Annotated in this window: 14 protein-coding genes; 6 read left to right on the top strand and 8 right to left on the bottom strand. The window is 74.8% G+C overall.

What is annotated here, in order from left to right; genetic code table 11:
• Nucleotides 1-28: 28 nt before the first annotated feature.
• Genes ACIQ6Y_RS17265 through ACIQ6Y_RS17275 form a run of 3 tightly spaced genes read right to left on the bottom strand, consistent with a single transcriptional unit; the run spans nucleotide 29 to nucleotide 1961 of the window.
• Entirely contained in the window at nucleotides 29-238 is a 210-nt protein-coding gene (locus tag ACIQ6Y_RS17265; protein WP_404039002.1) for an aroma-sacti cluster domain-containing protein, read from the bottom strand.
• Nucleotides 235-882: an iron-containing redox enzyme family protein gene (locus ACIQ6Y_RS17270; RefSeq protein ID WP_404039005.1), complete on the bottom strand. Its 648-nt coding sequence runs from the start codon at nucleotides 880-882 to the stop codon at nucleotides 235-237. Before ACIQ6Y_RS17270 ends, ACIQ6Y_RS17265 begins: the two co-directional genes overlap by 4 nt.
• Nucleotides 879-1961 carry a radical SAM protein gene (locus tag ACIQ6Y_RS17275; RefSeq protein ID WP_404039008.1) on the bottom strand — a complete coding sequence of 361 codons (1083 nt, stop codon included), beginning with the start codon at nucleotides 1959-1961 and terminating at the stop codon, nucleotides 879-881. Before ACIQ6Y_RS17275 ends, ACIQ6Y_RS17270 begins: the two co-directional genes overlap by 4 nt.
• A gap of 285 nt (nucleotides 1962-2246) precedes the next feature.
• Here ACIQ6Y_RS17275 and ACIQ6Y_RS17280 point away from each other — a divergent pair, with 285 nt between their 5' ends.
• The 6 genes from ACIQ6Y_RS17280 to ACIQ6Y_RS17305 all read left to right on the top strand — a co-directional run bounded on the left by ACIQ6Y_RS17280 (nucleotide 2247) and on the right by ACIQ6Y_RS17305 (nucleotide 8207).
• The gene (locus tag ACIQ6Y_RS17280; protein WP_404039011.1) at nucleotides 2247-2369 is read left to right on the top strand and encodes a hypothetical protein; all 123 of its coding nucleotides are present in this window, start codon (nucleotides 2247-2249) and stop codon (nucleotides 2367-2369) included.
• Nucleotides 2370-2488: 119 nt separating this feature from the next.
• A complete protein-coding gene (locus tag ACIQ6Y_RS17285) occupies nucleotides 2489-3709 on the top strand; it encodes a glycosyltransferase (RefSeq protein ID WP_404039014.1) in 1221 nt (406 codons plus the stop codon).
• A complete protein-coding gene (locus ACIQ6Y_RS17290) occupies nucleotides 3681-4643 on the top strand; it encodes a DUF6895 family protein (RefSeq protein ID WP_404039017.1) in 963 nt (320 codons plus the stop codon). Before ACIQ6Y_RS17285 ends, ACIQ6Y_RS17290 begins: the two co-directional genes overlap by 29 nt.
• A gap of 56 nt (nucleotides 4644-4699) precedes the next feature.
• Nucleotides 4700-5923, top strand: coding sequence for a radical SAM protein (locus tag ACIQ6Y_RS17295; protein ID WP_404040084.1), 1224 nt, complete (start codon nucleotides 4700-4702; stop codon nucleotides 5921-5923).
• A gap of 2 nt (nucleotides 5924-5925) precedes the next feature.
• Nucleotides 5926-6843 (top strand): DUF6895 family protein, encoded by a 918-nt coding sequence (locus tag ACIQ6Y_RS17300; protein ID WP_404039020.1) that lies wholly within the window; start codon nucleotides 5926-5928, stop codon nucleotides 6841-6843.
• Entirely contained in the window at nucleotides 6840-8207 is a 1368-nt protein-coding gene (locus ACIQ6Y_RS17305) for an MFS transporter (protein WP_404039023.1), read from the top strand. Before ACIQ6Y_RS17300 ends, ACIQ6Y_RS17305 begins: the two co-directional genes overlap by 4 nt.
• 19 nt (nucleotides 8208-8226) lie before the next feature.
• On the opposite strand, the gene ACIQ6Y_RS17310 is transcribed toward ACIQ6Y_RS17305, so the two are convergent.
• The 5 genes from ACIQ6Y_RS17310 to ACIQ6Y_RS17330 all read right to left on the bottom strand — a co-directional run bounded on the left by ACIQ6Y_RS17310 (nucleotide 8227) and on the right by ACIQ6Y_RS17330 (nucleotide 18150).
• On the bottom strand, nucleotides 8227-10008 hold the full coding sequence (locus tag ACIQ6Y_RS17310; protein WP_404039026.1) for a BTAD domain-containing putative transcriptional regulator: 1782 nt from the start codon (nucleotides 10006-10008) through the stop codon (nucleotides 8227-8229).
• A gap of 197 nt (nucleotides 10009-10205) precedes the next feature.
• A complete protein-coding gene (locus ACIQ6Y_RS17315) occupies nucleotides 10206-13214 on the bottom strand; it encodes a helix-turn-helix transcriptional regulator (RefSeq protein ID WP_404039029.1) in 3009 nt (1002 codons plus the stop codon).
• 95 nt (nucleotides 13215-13309) lie between these two features.
• Entirely contained in the window at nucleotides 13310-13510 is a 201-nt protein-coding gene (locus ACIQ6Y_RS17320) for a hypothetical protein (RefSeq protein ID WP_404039032.1), read from the bottom strand.
• A 175-nt stretch (nucleotides 13511-13685) separates the two neighbouring features.
• A complete protein-coding gene (locus ACIQ6Y_RS17325; protein WP_404039034.1) occupies nucleotides 13686-16814 on the bottom strand; it encodes a type 2 lanthipeptide synthetase LanM family protein in 3129 nt (1042 codons plus the stop codon).
• A 151-nt stretch (nucleotides 16815-16965) separates the two neighbouring features.
• Nucleotides 16966-18150: a MalY/PatB family protein gene (locus tag ACIQ6Y_RS17330; RefSeq protein WP_404039037.1), complete on the bottom strand. Its 1185-nt coding sequence runs from the start codon at nucleotides 18148-18150 to the stop codon at nucleotides 16966-16968.
• Between the last annotated feature and the right edge of the window lie 25 nt (nucleotides 18151-18175).

Here is an 18175-nt window from a genome sequence, read left to right on the forward strand (position 1 = left end):
TCCTCCGGGTGGGCGCGGGGTGTGGGGGTCAGAAGAGGGCGCCGCCCGCAACGTCGGCGTGGGCCTGAACCTCGGGGGCGGCGGCGTCGAGCCGTCCCCGGATCTCGATGAGCAGGGCCAGTTCCTCCGGGGTGAGCGCGGCCACGACCTCAAGCTGCTCGTCGCTGAGGGCGTCGACGTTGAACCCGGCGGCGGCGAGCGTCGCCAGGGTGGGCCGGGGCGGGTCGTTGTCGGTCACGGATGTCCTCCGGGTTCGGCGGCCAGGGAGAGGAAGAGCCGGGTGAGCAGCTGGGCGGTGTGCAGGGCACTGACGGACACGGCGGTCTGCCGGTCCGGGGGCAGGGCGAGGTCGTCGAGCAGCCGGTGCAGGTCGGCGAGGTGGCCGCCGTCGAGCTCCGCGTGCTCGCGCAGGGTGCGAAACGCCCCGGCCGGGAGCCCCGTGGCCTCGGTGAGCCGGTCCGCGAGCCGGGGCCCGGGGGCGTTGCCCTCCAGGACGGCGATGTAGCCGAGCAGCGCGACGGGGTGCTCGTGCTCGATGCGGTAGTACTGCGCCCCGGCCAGCTCGACGACGACGGGGTGCGGCACGGCGGCCGGTCCGGCACCGGCGGCGGCCAGGTCCTCCAGCAGCCAGGTGTCGTGGTCGCGCTCCTCCTCCGCGTGCCGGATGTAGTACGCGGCGAGGTCGGCCGACTCGGCGCACCGTTCGGCGGCGCGTTCCAGCAGCGGCACCGAGGCCCGTACGAGCGGATGCATGGCGGTCAGATAGCGGACGTAGCGCTGCCGCAGTCCGTCGGGACGCCACAGGGCCGCGGTCGCCGCCCGCAACACCGGTGTGACGGGCGTGAGTTTGGTCCGCAGCGCGAGGGACGCGGGGGCCGTCATCGCAGGCTCCCGTCCTGCACGGGCGACTCCACCAGGTGCGCGTAGCGGGCGCAGCCCAGGCGGCGTACCAGTGCGGTGGGTCCGGCGGCGCGCTGCTGTGCGGCGCCGAGCCGGTCGAGGACTTCCCCGACCCGGCCGCCTGCGTCCCGGGCCGCGCCCGCGAGGACGTCGGGGCGGTCGGCGAGGGCGTGGCAGCTGCGGCAGTAGCCGTCCGGGGCGGGCGTACCGCCGTAGCGGGCGTGCAGCCGCCGGGGTCCCACGGTGCGCAGCATCCGCAGCACCGGGGAGCCGAGGGAGCGGGCGCGGACGGTCGGCCAGTCGTCGTCGGCGATGTGTCCGAGCCGCAGATGCGCGGGGACGGGGCGCCGGTCCACGGTCCACTGGTTGCAGCAGGCGGCGACGGTCCCGTCGAAGGCGACGACCGGCCAGGCCGCGAGGGTGCAGGGGGCCGCCCGGGTGCCGTCCGGTCCGGGCGGTGTCGCGGGGACGAGGCCGGCGGCGCGGCCGAGCGGTCTGATCTCGTTGACCAGCAGGGGCACTTGACGCCCGAAGGTGCGGTGGACGTCGGTGACGGCGTCCGCGAGGTAGGGGTCGTCGGGACCGGTGCCGGTGAGGTGGATGCTGACGGGGACGCCGGCGTCGAGCACGGTCCGCAGGGCGCGCAGCGTCTGCGCGCGCGGGACCTCGCGCTCGTGGTGGACGTCCAGGCTCGCGGAGAAGTGGTCGAGGGCCTCGACCGTGCGCATGATCCGGTCGGGTACGTGTCCGTCGCGGGCGAAGAACATCCCGCTGAGCAGCGCGACCCGGGAGCCGGCGGCGTGTGCGAGCGAGGTCAGCCGGGCGGCGAGTTCGGGCAGCAGCAGGGGTTCGCCGCCGGTCAGCAGGACCACCTCGGGGCGGTCGTCCGCGCCGAACGAGCCGATGAAGTCGAGCAGTTGCTCCGGGTCGGGACGGTCGGTGGCCGCCATGGACGAGTCCGTGGAGCAGTGGGCGCAGCTCAGGGGGCAGCGGCGGGTGAGCGCCACCAGGAGGCCGCCGCAGGGCACGGGCCGCAGGCCGATGAGCTCCGCCAGGTCCACGTCGTCTCCTCCGGGTCTCCTCCCCGCGAGCTCGTGCCGCGCGCGGAGCATGCCCCGGATCGTGCCCGCGGCCGGCACAGTTCCGGTTCACCGGCGCCTGGCGATCGGTTAATGCGCAGGTCGGGGCAGTCGTACGGCCGGATGCGGGGGCGGCTTGCGGGGCGTTGCGGCGGCGCACGGTCGGCTTTTACCGGCGTCGAACCGCCGGTCAGGCGTTCCCATACCGGGCGTCCGTACGTTCTTTCTCAGCCGGCGCAGCGACGCCGTCGACCAAGGAGGATCCACATGCCCGAGAACACGAACCCCGAGCCGACCGAGAACGAGGACATCGAGGTCGTCGCGCACGGCGAGACCGAAGAGGTCGTCGACTCCGGCTGCGTGATCAACAACTCCAGCGAGCTCTCCTGACACGGCGGACTCGCACCTGAGCACCGCGCGGGCCACCCGGTTCCCGGCAGTCTTCTGCCGGGACCGGGGGCCCGCGGCCATCCGTCCCGGCACCGGACACGTAGAGGGAGCGGCTCGTCGTGAAGGTCCTGCTCTGCCCGCTCAGCGACGGCGGCTATCTCTACCCGGTGCTCGCCGTGGGCCGTGAACTGCGGCTGCGGGGACATGACATCAATGTCCTGGGCCGTGAGTCCGTCGCGCCCGTCGTGGCCGAGGCCGGGCTGCCGTTCGCGGCGGCGGAGGAGTTCGGCGGACGCCGGGCGTTCTCCGCCACCTGGTGGGGGAAGACCGGGCCGGCCCAGTACCGGGCCGTCCTGCGCGCGGCCCGGGAGACGGGGGCGGACCTGCTCGTCACCTCCGTACTCTGCAACGGCGCTCTGGTCGCCGCCGAGGCGCTGGATCTGCCGGTGGTGGTGGTCGGGCTCTCGGTCCATCTGTGGGACTACCGGTCGGGCGGCGAAGGCGAGCCGCAGCTGGGCCGGACCCGGGAGAGCCGGACCCGCGACAGCCTGCTGCTCCATGCCGCCGTACGGGACCAGGCCGGTCTGGCCGGGCGCGCCTGCCGGTGGGGGGACGGCGCGCTGCTGGGGGACGCGCTGCTGCTGCGCGGGGACCCAGCGCTCGAGTACCCCGGGGCCCAACTGCCCGAGCAGGTCCGGCAGGTGGGGCCGCTGTCCTGGGAGCCGACGCCCGACCCGGGGGAGGTCGCGGCGATCGACGAGCAGCTGGCGCGGTCCGGCAAGCCTGTCGTCTACGTCCATCTGGGCCGCTTCTTCGAGGGCAGGAGTCTGTGGCCCCGGCTCAACGAGGCCTTCACCGGAGGCCGGTTCCAGGCCGTGGTCGAGCAGGGCCGGTCCACCGATCCGCGGCCCGCGCCGGACGCCGATGTCCTGCTGGTGCGCAAGCCGTGGCTGGGCCCCCTCGTCGACCGCGCCGGGCTGGTGCTGAGCAACGGCACCTCCGCCCCGGTGCTGGCGGCGCTGCTGCGTGGCCGGCCCCTCGCCCTGTCCCCCAACGGCTCCGAGCAGCCCTTGCTCACCGGCGCCTGCCTGCGCGCGGGTGTGGCCCTGCACTTCCCGAAGAGCCCTTCTGTGCCGGCTTCGGCCCTGCTGGAGTCCGCCTGGCGCGACGACGGCCTGCGGTCCCACGCGCGGGCGCTCGGCGGCAGGCTTGCCGCGGCGGACGGCGCGGAGCGTGCGGCCGACGTCGTCGAGCAGGTCGCCGGGGCGTCCGCTCTCCCGGTCCGGGCCTCCGCTTTCTCGAAGGAGAACCATGAGTACGCGACCAGCGGGCCTCGATGAGGCCGTGACGAGCCTGTCGGCGGGCGCCCGCGAGTGGATACGGCTGCACGCGGCCTACCTCGACTCCCCGGCCGCCCATGCCGAACTGCCGGTGACTCCGCGGGTGAAGGCGCTGCTGCAGCTCGCGACGCTCCGGCGCCAGTGGGAGAGGTGCGCGCCCGGCGACCCCGCCCTGGCGGAGGTCGCCTCGGTCGTCGAACAGGCCTGGCGGCGGCCGGACTTCCCGCGCCTGCTCACCCTGGAGGCGCGGTACGCACCGCAGTTCGAGCTGATGTACGCGGCGCTCGCACCGGACGGGGTTCCGGAGGACGCGCCGCGCGCCGTGCTGACCCGGCTGGCGTCCAGCGGCTATCTGACGCCGGGCCGCAAGCCGCCGTTCCTTCATCTGGAGGCCCGCTTCTACGCCGATCTCGCGGGCGCCGAGCACCGGTTCGCCTCGTACCGGGAGCTGTACGAGGCGAGTCCGCTGCCGCCGGCCGCCACGCTGCCCGTGGCCGATCTGGACGGCTGCCGGGTGGCTCACACGCTCTTCTACCTCAGCGACTTCGGCACCCGTGACCCCGGCCTGACGGAGGACGAGCGCGACCGGGCGCTGCGGGTCGTGGAACGGCTGACGGACCATTTCGTACGGCTCGACGACTGGGACATCGCCGCGAAGCTCGTGCTGGCCCAGTGCTGCCTGGGCGCGGACCCGCGGCGCACCCCGTCCGGCGCGGCCGGCCTGCGGATGCTCGCCTCTGCCCAGGCCGCCGACGGTTCGATGCCCGGTCGCTGCGCCGCCGAGCGGGCCCCGGCGGACGCGACGCCGGTGGAGTACTTCCGCAAGGCGTACAAGGTGACCCTGATCGTGGCGCTGATGACGCTGACCGTCACCAGCGGCCGGGCCGGGGAGCTGACCACGACGGGAGCATCGGCAGCAGGGGAGGCACGGTGAGCATCGACCAAGCGGTGGGCATCGACCAAGCGGTGGGCATCGACGCAGGGGTGAGCATCGACGCAGCGGGGACGCCGACGAGGCCGGCGGCGCCTGAGCCGGCCGACCGTCTGCCCTCCGGGGCGCGGCTGCTCAAGGGCGAGCGGAACTGGTGGTTCCTGGGTCCCGGCGGAGTGGCTCGCCTCGCCGACCGGCATGTCACGGCCGACGGGGGCCTGCGCCCGGAGGCGGAGCGCCGGCTGCACGAGAGCGGCCTGTTCACGACGCCCCGGATCGGCGCGTACGCGCTGACCGTCCTCACCAGCACCCACTGCAACCTCGGCTGCGGGTACTGCTTCCAGAACACTGCCCAGGACCAGGGCGGCGGCAGCCGGCCGCCCCGCATCGCGCGGACCCGGCTGACCTCGGACACGATCACCTCGATCCTCGGTTTCACCGAGCGGCAGATGGCCGCCGCGGGCCTGGAGAAGCTCAGCGTCCTGCTGTTCGGCGGGGAGCCGCTGCTCAACCCGCGCGGCTGTGTCGAACTGCTGGAGCGGGCCGGGAAGATCGCGCCCACCTCGGCCTGGATGATCTCCAACGCCACGCTGCTCACCCCGCACCTGGCGCGCCGGCTCGCCGAACTGGGGCTGGCCTCGGTCCAGGTGACCTTCGACGGCGACCGCCCCGACCACGACCGGATCCGGGTCGGCAGGGCGGACGGCGGCGGCACCTTCGACAAGATCGTCCGCAACATCGCACGGGCCTCCGAGGTCTCACCGCTGCGCTGGACCCTGCGGGTGAACGTCTCGCAGGAGACCTTCGACGGCGTCGACGCGCTGATCGACCGGCTCGCCGGCACACTCGACCCGGCCCGCTGCTCGCTGTACTTCGCCCGGATCGGCGACGTGGGCGTCGGCTACGCCAACAGCCTGCTGCACAACGGCGACCTGGCGGCCGCGTTCACCCGCTGGCAGCGCCGGGCGCTCGAGCTGGGCTTCACGGTGAGCCGCCCCGGCGCCCGCAAGACCTGTGTCACCTGCGGTCACACCGACGGGCGCTACGGTGCGGTGGTGAGCGCGGACGGCACCCTGGCCAGTTGCTGGGAGACCGCGGGCAAACCCGACTGGGAGGTCGGCACCGTCACCGACGGCTATCTGCCGAGCGCGGTGACCCGCGACCGCTGGATCGGCTGCCAGGACCTGTACCGCTACGACGAGGACGCGCGGACCCTGGCACGGTTCCGGGACACCGTCGACACGGCCCTGCTCGACCATCTGCACGCGACGGGACGGCTGTAGCCATGGCCGAACCCCTGGAGCGGCTGGCCGCCGGCGCGCTGGGCTGGCTGGCCGGGAACCTCGACCACTTCGACCCGTTCTCGGCGAGCGGCCGGCCGGCGACCCACGGCACGGCGAAGGCCGCGCTGGAGCTGGCGCTGCTATGCCATTGCGCGGCCCGCCTGGACGAGCCCCCGGACACACTCGCCGGGGCGAGAGCCCTCGTCCGCAAGCTCTGGCAGGACCCGGACTTCCCCCGCCTCTTCGACGATGTGCCGAGGCACAGCTCCACGTACGGGCTGATCTACGCCGCCCTGGCCCCCGACGGCATCGACACCGCACAGGTCCGCGCCCGACTCGCCCTGCTGGAGCCCGAGTTCCTCTCGCCCCGGGGCAAGTCGCCCTACCAGCGCATCGAGATCCGCCACTACGCGGACAAGGCCGGGGTCCGGCACACCGTCGAGCCGTACGCCGAACTCCTGGCGCACAGCCCGCTGGTGGCGTACCGGGCCGACGAGCCGGCCGAGGACGGGGCGCCGTTGAGCATGCCGCGGGCGTACGCCCTGACGCACACGGCGTTCTACCTGGGGGACTTCGGCCGGACATCGCCCGGTCTCGGCGGCGGGGCGCTGGTCCACGCGCGGGACCTGGTGGGCCGGCTGCTGCGGCACTGTGTCGAGCACGAGCTGTGGGACCTGGCGGCCGAACTGGTGCTCACGCAGTTCGTCCTGGGGAGCGAGCCGCTGGACACCCCGCAGGGCGCGGCGGCCGTGGAGTGTCTGGTGCGGGCCCAGCGGCCCGACGGGGCGCTCCCGGGACGGTCGGCCGCGCTCGCGGCCCAGCCGTCGGCCTCGCCCGGGGAGTTCTTCGCCAAGGCGTACCACACGACCCTCGTCACCGCCCTGGCGGCGCTGATCGTCGCCTCGCCGAGGCCGTCATGAGCCCGCGGCTGACGCTGATCAACCGCGACTACACACGGCTGTGGTTCGGCCAGGCGGTGTCGTCCGTCGGGGACGCCGTGTTCGGCACGACGCTGGTGCTGTGGGTGGCGACCGTGCTGGCGAAGGACGAGCCGTGGGCGCCGGTCGCGGTCAGCGGCATCCTCATGGCGTCCAGCGCGGCCGTGCTGGTGATCGGGCCGCTCGCAGGTGTCTTCGTCGACCGCTGGGACAAGCGCGCCACGATGCTGCGCACCGAGTGGTTCCGGGCCGGCCTCGTGGCGGTGCTCACCGCCGTGACCTTGCTGCCGCGCGACGCCCTGCCGGCCGGGGTCTGGCTCGCTGTCCTCTACACGACCGTGCTGCTGCTGAACGCGGCGGGCCAGTTCTTCAACCCGGCGCGCTTCGCGGTCCTCGCCGACCTGGTGACCGGGGAGGCCGACCGCGCCCGCGCCGCCGGGATCGGCCAGGCGACCGGGCAGACGGCCTGGATCATCGGGCCGCCGCTGGCCGCGCCACTGCTGTTCACCGCCGGACTGCAGTGGGCACTGCTGTGCAACGGCCTGTCGTACGTCGTGTCGTACCTCGCGATCCGCTCCATCGGCGTCCGCACGCCGGGCCCGCGCAAGGCGACCCCACCCCAACGGCGGGGACTGCGCCGGGAGTTCGTGGACGGGCTGCGCTTCTTCGCCCGCAGCAGGTTCCTCGTCGCGCTGCTGGTGCTCACCGTCATCGGGCAGTTCGGGGTCGGCGCGCTGAGCACGCTGAATGTCTTCTTCACCACCGACAACCTGCACGCGGACGCCCATCTGTACGGCTACCTCGGCATGGCGATGGGGGTCGGCGGCATCGTCGGCGCGCTGTGCGGAGGCCGGGTGGTGCAGTGGTTCGGGGCGCGGCGGGCCACCTGGGCCGGTCTGCTGGTGAGCGGTGTGCTGCTGGTCGCCTACTCCCGGCAGACGGACTTCCTCGGCGGCCTGGCCCTGCTCTTCGTCTTCACCGTCCCGCTCACCGTGCTCAACACCGCGATGTCCCCGCTGCTGCTGGCGGCAGCGCCGGCGGAGTACCGGGGCCGGGTGATGGCCGTGTTCTATCCGGTGACCAAGCTCGCGTCGATGCTCTCCGCAGTACTGTCGGGCTGGCTCGCCGGTTCGCTGCTGCGGGACGCCGGAGGCTCGTTCGGCGGGCTCCACTTCGGGCCCGTCGACCTGGTCTTCGCCGCGTCCGGGGTGATCGTCGTGCTGGCCGGGTTCTACGCCTGGATCGCGCTGCCCGGCGCAGAGAGCGCCGACGAGGCCGACCCGGCGCCGAGCAAGAGCAAGAACCAGGACATCGAGGTCGTCGCCCACAGCGACGACGACGAGTGACTCAACGCTCCGACGGCCTCTAGGGAGCAGTGCTGCCGGCCAGTGCACCGCGCGCGTAGAGCCGTATCAGGTGCGGCAGTTCGTACTGTGCCGCGTGGGCCGTCACCTCGCCGCCCGGTGAGGTGACCATCCCGGCGTCGATCAGCGTCTCCACGACCCGTACGGCGTGCCGCTCGTCGCAGCCGAGGGCCTCGGCCGCCTCCGCCAGGCCGAACGGGCCGTCCCCGGTGCCCTCGGCCAGCCGGGACGCGTGCCGCCCGCACTCGGCCGGCAGCGCCTGCCAGCCGCGTGCGAGCCGGCGTCGTACGGACACGTCTCCGGAGGTCAGCTCGTCCAGCGCGCCGACCGGGTCGGCGAGGCGGTCGGCGAACTCCCGCAGCGGCACATGGCGGAGCACCGCGAGCCGCATCCCGCTCACCCGCACCGCGAGGGGTGAGCCGCCGCAGGCGTGCACGATGCGCAGCGCGGCCTCCCGGTCGGCCCGTACCCGGCTGCCGCCGACCAGCCCGGTGAGCAGGTGCAGGGCCTCGGCGGTGCGGAGCGGGGGTACGGGGACCCGGTGCACCGGTGCCAGGCCGCCGAGCTGGCCCCGTGCGGTGAGCAGGACCCGGCCCTGACCGCCGTACGGCAGCAGGGGGCGTACGGCACTCTCTCCGGGTACGTCGTCCAGGACGGCCAGCACGCGGTGGGCCGCCAGCCACTCCCGCCAGGACTCGGGCGTCAACGGCCCGGCGTGGCCGACGTGTTGGGCCAGTTCGGCGAGGACGTCGGGCAGCGGGCGGGGTACGCCGTCGGCGTCCCGCAGGCTCACACAGAGGCGGCCGTCGGGGAAGCGGTCGCCGAGGAGATGGGCGGCGCGTACCGCGAGGGCGGTCTTCCCGGCTCCGGCGGGGCCGGACAGCAGGACGACGCCCCCGGAGCCGTCCAACAGGTGGAGGACGTCGGCGAGTTCGTCGGTGTGTCCGGTGAAGTCGGCGAGGTCGGGCGGGAGGGCGTCACGGCCCGACGGGGTCCGCGCGCGGGGCCGGTCCTCGCCCGCGAGGACTGCCCGGTAGCGGGCGGCCAGGGCGCGGCTCGGTTCCAGGCCCAGTTCGCGGGCGAGGAGCTGACGGTAGTCGTCGTACACCGCGAGTGCCTCGGCCTGCCGGCCGGAGCGGCTCAGCGCGCACATCAGGGCGGAGCGCAGCCGCTCGCGCAGCGGATGCCGCTCCACGAGATCGCGCAGCCCCTCCACCACGGCCGACGCGCCGCCCACCGCCAGTTCGGCCTCCGCCCAGTTCTCGTACGCCGTGACGTGGCGCAGTTCGAGGCGCTCGGCCTCCTCGGCGAGCCGGGGCGAGTGCCGCAGGTCGTCGCCGAACGGCGGGCCCTGCCAGAGGTCGAGGGCCTCGCGCAGCAGCGGGGCGGCCGAGCCGGGGGGCTGTCCTTCGGCGGCGCGGACCAGGGAGCGGAACCGCAGGAGGTCGAACTCGTCCTCGGTGACGCGCAGGACGTACCCGCCGCAGGTGTGGGTGAGCCGTGGACCGCCGTCCGCCTCGCCGAGCAGGGCGCGCAGGGCGCTGACGTACACCTGGAGGTTCTTGCGGGCGGTGCGCGGGGGTTCCTCGGGCCAGACCGCGTCGGTCAACGCGTCCACGGACACCGGGGAGTTGGCGGAGCCGAGCAGCGTCGCCAGGACGACGCGCTGCTTGAGCGGGCCGAGGGGCAGCGCGCGGCCGTCGCGGTGGACCGCGAGCGGGCCGAGGACGGAGAACCGGAGCGGGCCGGGTGACGCTGCGGGCTGCGCGGACGGACGCGGCATCGAGCGAACCTCCGTGAGGGCGAGGGGGGTTGGTCGGTCGGATCGATGATCCGCCGCCCCGGTCCGGCCCGCATCGGGGCCGGGCCCGCAGAGTCACGGCGCGCTCACGCGCCTCCTGGGGGAACGGACCCCCATACGGGCGGGGGCGTCCCCCATGCCGGGCCCGCGCAGCCCCCAGGAACGGCCGTCCGTGCGGGTCAGGCGGGGGTCACCGGCCGGGCGGCGCCGGGCCGTCCCTGGTCCTCGGCCCGGTCCGCCGACAGCTTGCACAGGGCCGAGCGGTCCGCGGAGCCGGTCTTGGCCATGAGGCTCGCCATGTGTTTCTCCACCGTGCGGGGCGAGATGCACAGGCGCTGGGCGATCTGCTGGTTGCCGGGCCGCTCGGCGAGCAGCACGAACACCTCGTACTCGCGCGGTGTGACACCCGCGGTGCGCAGCTCGGCGGGGATGCGCTCGTGGCCGCCGCGGCGCTGCGGGACGCTGACGCCGGCCTGCCGCATCAGGGCGCGGCAGGCGCCGGCGACGGGCTGGACGCCCGCCTCGTGGAAGTACTCCTCGGCGGTGCGCAGCCAGGCGACGGGTTCGCCCCAGGAGTCCGCGAGCGCGCCTTCCGCGGTCAGCCGCAGGGCGAGGTGCCAGGCCTGCGGGAACAGCGCCGCCGACCGGGCGGCCTCCGCCACGGCGTGCCGGGCACCGTCCGGGTCGCCCGCCCGGCCGCGCAGGACCGCGTCCGTGAGGCTCAGGAACATGCGGTTCCAGGCAAGTTGGCCTCCGGGCGAGGCCAGCGCCTCCTGGTGGATGTCCCGGCTGTCGGCGTCGCCGTCGAGGGCCCGCAGCAAGGGGCGCAGGCCGTAGCGGCCGCTGAGGTAGAAGAAGCTGGGGTGGCGGCGCTCCCAGGCCAGGGCGGCGTCGAGTTCGGCGGTCGCCCGGGGCCGGTCCTCGGCCATGAGGGCGCCCATGGCCTGGCACAGTCCCCGTTGCAGGGGCACGAGCATCGACTCCTCGCCGCCCGCACGGCGGAACCGGGCGAGGGCGCGGTCCTGCTCGCGGGCGTGGCCCTGGTGGGCGGCGAGGGTGGCGTCGACGAGGAGCAGATAGCGGTGCGCCGACAGGTTCTGCAGACGGGCGCTGGCCTCCAGGGACCGTTCGACGATCTCCCGGGCCCGGTCCCAGCGCGCGCCCAGCACGCTCTGCATGGCGAGCAGGCCGTCGGTGGTCTGGAGCAGGGCCAGGTGACCGAGCTCCTGGGCCGCCGCACGGGCGGTCTCCAGGGAGGTGGCCTCGCCGGTGCGCATGAACGCGTTGGTGCCGAGCCGTACCAGCGCCTCGGCCCGACAGGGCGCGAGCCGGTGCTTCTCGGCGACCTCCAGCATGCGCACCAGACAGGCGTCGGCCTCGTCGAATCCGCGCGCCCGGGACAGCAGGGCCAGCAGTTGCCAGGCCCGGCACGCCACGACGGGCCGCCCCCGTTCCTCCGCGGTGAGCGCGGCGGCCTGGGCGGAACGTTCCGCCTCTTCAAGCCGCCGTCTGTCGGCGGGAGTGGGGGCGGAATCGGGCAGCCCATGCCGGGAGTCGCGTGCGCCGTCGGGTTCCGGGAGCAGCGCGAGATGGCCCTCGACCACCACAAGTGCCGCTTCCTGTTCCGGGCGCGGGGCCGTGCCGAGGAGGGCGCGGGCCGCGCGGATGCGGCGGTGCGCCTCCTGCTGCTGCTCGGCCATGGTCGCGACCCACGCGACCTGGGTGTGCGCCTGGGCCCGTTCCTGTGCCGCGCGCGTCCCGGCGGGCGCCGGGGGCAGGTCGTCGAGCAGCGCGGACGCCGCGTCGAGCCGCCCGGACTCGGCCTCGGCGATGGCCAGATGGACGGTGATCGCTTCGCGGTCCTCGTCGGCGGCGAGACCGCGGGCGCGCTCCAGCAGCACGGCGGCCGAGCCGGACGCACCGGCGTCCAGCAACTCCTGGCCGACCTGGGCGAACTGCCGAGACGCCGTCACCTTGTCGCCCGCCGCAAGGCGCAGGGTGGCCACCAACTGGCGCTGCTCACCGGTCAGTTCACCGGCGGACTCCTCGATGGCGGTGGCCGCGCGCCGGGCCAGCGCGGCCTGTTCTGCGGGTGGCAGCGAGGCCCTCAGTGCGTCCGCGGTCAGGACGTGGCGGAAGGTGTAGTGGTCGTGGGCGGCCCCGTCCGGGGCGATGATCCCCACCTCGGAGGCCGAGCGCAGATGGGCGAACAACGCGCGGTCGTCCAGCCCCGTCACCGCCCTGAGCGCCTCGACGGAGAACCGGCCGCCGAGCGTCGCCGCGAGGAGCAGCAGTTCGCGCACCGGCTCGTCCAGCCGGCTCAGCCGGCGCGCCCAACTGCGCACGGCACCCGTCGGTACGCTCGCCCCGCCCTGGTCGGCGATCCGCCAGCCGCCCTCGGCCCGGCTGAGCCGTCCCGTGTCCAGCAGGTCGGCCAGCAGCACCTCCACCAGGTAGGGGTTGCCGCCCGCTCGCTGCGCGAGATGCCGGTGCGCGGCCGGGGGCACCTCACCCGGCCCGGCGTCCAGACACGCCTCCACCATGTCCCGTACGGCGGTCTCGTCCAGCGGCGTCAACTCCCGTAACGCGGCGGTGTTGCGCAGCTCCGCGGCGAGCGCCAGGTCGAGTGCCGGGCCGGGGTCCGGGCGCAGGGTGCCGACCAGCAGGACCGGCAGCCCGGCCACGTTGTCGGCGACGTACTCGACGACCGCGATCGTCTCTGTGTCGGAGTCGTGCAGGTCCTCCAGCAGGATCACGCAGCCGCGCTCGCGGCCGAGCACCGCCAGCAGCCTGAGCAGCGCCTCGGCCAGTTCGACCAGCGAGATCGTGTAACCGGGCGCCGCCGTGCCGGAGCGCCACTCGGGCACCAGCCCGGCCAACGCGGGCCGGTACGGGTCCAGTTCGGGGTCGTTCGGGGCGCCGGCCGCGCGGAACCGCGACGACAGCGCCTCGACCAGGGGCCGGAAGGGGACGACGAGCCCGGTGGACGTGGCGCGGCCGCGCAGCACCGGCATGTCCCGGTCGTACGCGCGAAGCGCGCACTCGCCGGCCAGCCGGGACTTGCCGATCCCCGCCTCGCCGACCAGGAACACCGCCCGTCCGGCCCCCCTCCCCGCACTGTCCAGGGCCTGATCCAGCAGCCCGACCTCGGCGTCCCGCCCCACGATGACCGACGACGTCGCTCGCATGGGCGCAGGCTACGTGATCCTTTTTGCGCACGGCAGAGGGCCGGGGGGTCCCCCGGCCCTCTGCTCGTCCTGCTCGCCTTACGTGTGGTCCTGCCTCAGCACACCGTGATGGTGCCGGTGGTGAAGGGCATGTCCAGCGAGGCGACCGCGTCGCAGTCGACCGTCCTCAGCAGACGGCTGCGCAGCCCCAGCGCCGCGCTCGCGCCGAGGGTCACCTCGCCCACCGGGTGGTCCTGGGCCGCGGTGTCCGGGCCGGTGGCGCCGTCGACGTACCTCACCGAGTCACTGATCTGCATGGGTCCTCGCTCGTCCTTTGTCCGCAGGGGTGTGGGGTGGTGCGAGCCGTGCCGGTGGTGCGGTGGTGGTGCGGATGGGTGGTCCTGTGATGGTGCGACTGTGGTGCGGAAGGGTGGTCTGTGGTGGACCGGGCCGGGGCCGGTCCTTCGGGTCGGGTTCCGGTGGTGGACCGGGTCAGGGCCCGTCCTTCGAGTCGGCTTCCGGCGCCGTCGTCCGCAGCAGGAGCACGGGCGGTACGTGCTCCGGGAAGCCCGCCCGCAGGAGGCCGTGGCCGATGCCCGCGAGGCCGGTGAGCAGGCCGGGGTGCGGGACCCCGTCGGGGGCGCCGCTGCGGGCGTCGTTCTCCTCGACGGAGGCGAGCAGGGCTCCGGCCCGGCGGACCCAGTGCGGGCGGGCCTCGTAAAGCGCGCCGTGGCCCAGGAGTTCGCACAGTCCGGCCTCGCCGTGGCACAGGCTGTCGTCCGGAGCCGGCCGGTCCCGGCCCAGCTCCTCGACGGTCGCGCGGGACCAGCCCGCGAGCCAGGGGTCCTCCGGCGCGCCCGGCGCGTCCAGCACGGCGAGGGCGATCCCGGCCCGGCCCCGGCACCAGGCGGAGGGCCTGGCGTCGCGGTCGGTGGCCTCTTCGTGCCGGCCCTCCGCCGAGCCACGCGCCCCGTCCGGTCCCCCGCCGGTGGCGACCCGCAGAGCCGACAGGCCCGCGGTACGGCAGCGTCCGGCGAGCTCGTCACCGGAGCCGGTAGCCGCGGCACTGTCGGCGGTGTCGTTGGTGTCGGCGCTGTCGGCGCTGTCGGCGCTGTCGGCGCTGTCGGCGCTGTCGGCGCTGTCGGCGAACCTCAGCAGCGCCCAGCCGATCCCGGCCGCCCCTGTCGCGAAGTCCCGGCCGAGAGCCGCGAGGTCGGCGGTGAGCAGCCGCTCCGCACAGGCACGGGCCGCGAGCCAGTTCTCCTTGCGGTCCTCCTGCGCCCCAGCACCGCCCTCGTGCGCGGCCAGCAGGGCGACGAGCCCGCCCGCGACGCCCGTGCCGACCCCGTACTCCCGCTCGGACCGGCTCGCCCCGCCGACGAGCCGGAGCAGGGCCGACGCCCAGGAGCCGATCTCCGGGTCGTCGAGCAGCCGCGCGGTCTCGGTGAGGGCGTACGCGATGCCGCCGAGGCCGCAGAAGGCGCCCGAGCCCACCGCGCCGAGGTCGCCGGGCCGGGCCCGGAGCGTGTCCAGCAGCGCGGGCACCGGCGCGAGGGCCGTACGGGCCGCTTCGGCGTAGTGCCCGGCGCCGGTGAGGGCGGCCAACTGGGCCAGGAACAGGGCGGGTCCGGTGTAGCCGCCGGCCAGGTCGGCCGGCATCGGGCCGATGCGCCAGTAGCGGTCGTCGAGGAGTTCCAGGCCGATCCAGTTGCTGCGGGCGCCTTCGCGGTAGGCGAGGGAGACGAGCTGGTCCCCGACGGACCGGGCCGCCGACAGCAGCCGGTCGGGTTCCGGGGCACGGTCCGCCGTACGGGTGCGGCGGCGGCCCTCGGCGGGCCGGTGCGCGGGCTCGCGGGAGGTCGTCGCCATCGCGGCCCGCACGATCCACTCCTGGTCCTGCCGGTCCACGGTGTCCAGTGCGGCGAGCTTCGCGGCGACACGGTCGAGCCCTGGAAGCTCCGTGCGCCCGGCCGGCCCTCGCCCGGGGGTGCCCCACAGCTCGTCCTGGCCGGGGCGGGCGGTGAACAACGGCACGTCCCCCGCCCAGAGTTGGCCGATCTCCTCGTCGACCGGGCCGGACCCGGGAGCCGTGCCGAGCAGGTCGGTCCGCAGGGTCTCCAGGACGCGCTGCCTGGCGTCCGCGTCCTTCAGCAGATCGGGGTGGGTCGACTCGTCGAGCAGCATGCTGTACACCCAGGTCGGGCGCAGCACCACCCGTACCTCGTCCTGCGCGAACGCGGCCAACAGGCCCGTAGAACCGAGCAGTTCCTCCCTCGCCGCACTGATCGCCGAGTACCCGGCGCGGAAACCGGCACAGAGCGCCTCGACATGGGCCCCCGGCTCGGCGGGCTCACCGCCCGCCAGGCGTGGCCGGTTGGCGGACTCGGCGAACCGGCCGGCCCGGCGCACCAGGCGCATCCGGTCGGTGCCGGCGTCGGCCCAGTCGGCGCGTACGACGGGTGACACGGCCTCGTGGCCACCGCCGACCGCGGACACGTCCAGCGCGCTGTGGTCGCCGACCAGCAGCTGGGGCAGCAGCCCGACCCGGTACACCGAGTCGTGCAGGGCGCGGGCGGCCGGGTCCGGGGTGGCGGCGTCCGGCAGCGGGGGGTGGAACAGGGTCTCCACGTCGACCAGCACCGGGTGGGCGCCGGCCGCGATGAGGTTCTCGTGGTGCAGGTCGGTCCCGTCGAGCAGATGCAGCAGCGCCAGCAGGGCGCCCTGACGGCGGTAGAACGTCTCCACGTCGGCGGCCGAGCCGCAGGGCTGCGCGGCGACGAACTCCACCCACCCGTAGGCACCTTGGTCCAGCAGGCGCAGGGTGCGCAGGTCCACGGAGCCGGGCAGCCGGTTGAACCAGCCGACGAGGTCGTTGAAGTGCCGGTGCGCGGCGAGGGGCCGCGGCTTGTACACGAGCCGGGTGCCGTCGGCGAAGCGCAGCAGCATCACGCCCCGTCCGCCCCGGTGTCCGTCACCGGCTCCCGCCTCGACACCCACGAGCAGCCCTGGGCCATGCCCCGCTCGCGCCAACAGGCCAGCCCCCTGGGTCAGCAGCGCATGGTCGTCCGCCAGCCGCTCCAGCATCTCGGTCGTCGCGTCCGCCGCGTCCAGCGCCGTCCGCCCCAGGATGCGTGCCAGCACCGGCCGTCCGGCCAGCAGGGCGGAAAGGCCGCTCCGCGAGCCGATCCGCCCCAGGAAGTCGCGGAACCGGGCACGGGGTTCGTCCCCGTCGAGCCGCTCGGCGGTCCGCGCCTCGTGCAGCTCCAGCACCAGCGTCCGCGCCGCCGCCCGGGCCAGCCGGCCGGCCAGCTGCCGCTCCAGGTCCTGCCGTACGGCAGTGATGTCGGCGAGTGCGCGGGCCCGGCCGGACACGCTCTGCTCCAGGCGCTCCCCCGCACGGGCGGTGAAGGGCCGCAGCACCCACTCGAAGCCGCTCAGCCCCGGCTGGTCCCCCTCGGGGGCGACGGCCTCCGCCGGGGCCGCGGCCGAGGCCTCCTGCGCGAACTCCGCCCAGTCCGGGCGTATTTCACCCGCGTCCCCGCTGACCAGGCCGGCCTCCCACCACCGCCCGGCCTCCGACAGCGGCGCCCCCGCCCGTGCCTGTCCGGCCTCTGCCGCCATCGTCCCTCCCCCGCTTCCCGTTCCCCCCGCCGGTGTGCTCCCCCGGCACACCTGATCCTCGTACGAGGACCCCCATGGCCACATGGGGAACTACCCCCCATGTTTTCGGGGCCTGCGCGCAGAGGCCTCCGAGCACGGGAGCACGGGCAGGTCAGGACAGGGCGGTGGTCATCCGGCGCACCGCCTCGGTGATCAGTTCCGGGGAGGTGGCCAGGTTCATCCGGACGAATCCCGTGCCGCCGGTGCCGAACGGTGTCCCGGAGTTCAGGGCGACCCGGCCGCGGTCGAGGAAGACGGCCGCCAGGTCGTCGCCGAGGCCGAGTCCGCGGCAGTCCAGCCAGGCGAGGTACGTGCCCTGCGCGGGTGAGTAGCGCACGGCGGGCAGGTGTTCGGTGAGCAGGCCGGCCAGCAGACGGCGGTTGGCGTCGAGCCCGGACAGCACGGCGTCGAGCCAGTCGCCGCCTTCGTCCAGGGCCGCCGTATGGGCGATGATCCCGAGGTGGCTGGGGCCATGGCTCACCTCCTCGGGGAGGCGGGCGAGGTCGCCGGCCGCCTCGGGCCCGGCGACGGCGAGGGCGGCCTTCAGCCCGGCCAGGTTCCAGGCCTTGGACGCCGACATCAGCGATATCCCGTCCTGGCCGCCGGGCACACTCTGATACGGCACGAAGGACACGCCCGAGGCGACGATCGGGGCGTGGATCTCGTCCGCCACCACGCGCACGCCGTGCGTCCGGGCCAGCCGCGCGACCTCCGTCAGCTCCGCGGCGGTGTGCACGGTGCCGGTCGGGTTGTGCGGGCTGCACAGCAGGTACACCGGGCGGCCCGTACCCCGAGCGGCCCGCCGGAAGGCATCCTCCAGCGCGGTGAGGTCGATCCGCCCGTGCGGGTCCAGCGGCGCCTCCACGACGGGCCGCCCCATGCTGCCCACGAACTGGTAGAAGGGCGGATACACAGGGCAGTTGACCACGACGGGGTCGCCGGGGCCCGACAGCAGCTTGATCATCTCGACGATGCCCAGCATCACGTCGGGCACGATCGCGGTGCGTTCCACGGCGAGTTCGTCCCAGCCCCACCGTGCGCGGGCGAACCGGGCCAGTGCCTCGGCGTACGCCGTTCCGGCCGGGTAGCCGGTGTCCCCCAGCGCGACCGCATCCGTGAGGGCCCGCGCGACCGGCTCGGCCAGCGGGACGTCCATCTCGGCCACCCACAGGGGCAGTACGTCCTCGGGGTAGGTCCGCCATTTCATGCTCGTACGCCGTCGCAGCTGCGTCAGAGTGAGCCGGGACAGCGGGCCGGTGCCGTCCGCCGCGAAGGTGTCACGCGTCATCCTGTCCATGGGCCGAACGTAGGCGAGCCCGGGC

The sequence above is a fragment of the Streptomyces sp. NPDC096205 genome (assembly GCF_044763135.1).
Classification (GTDB): Bacteria; Actinomycetota; Actinomycetes; order Streptomycetales; family Streptomycetaceae; genus Streptomyces.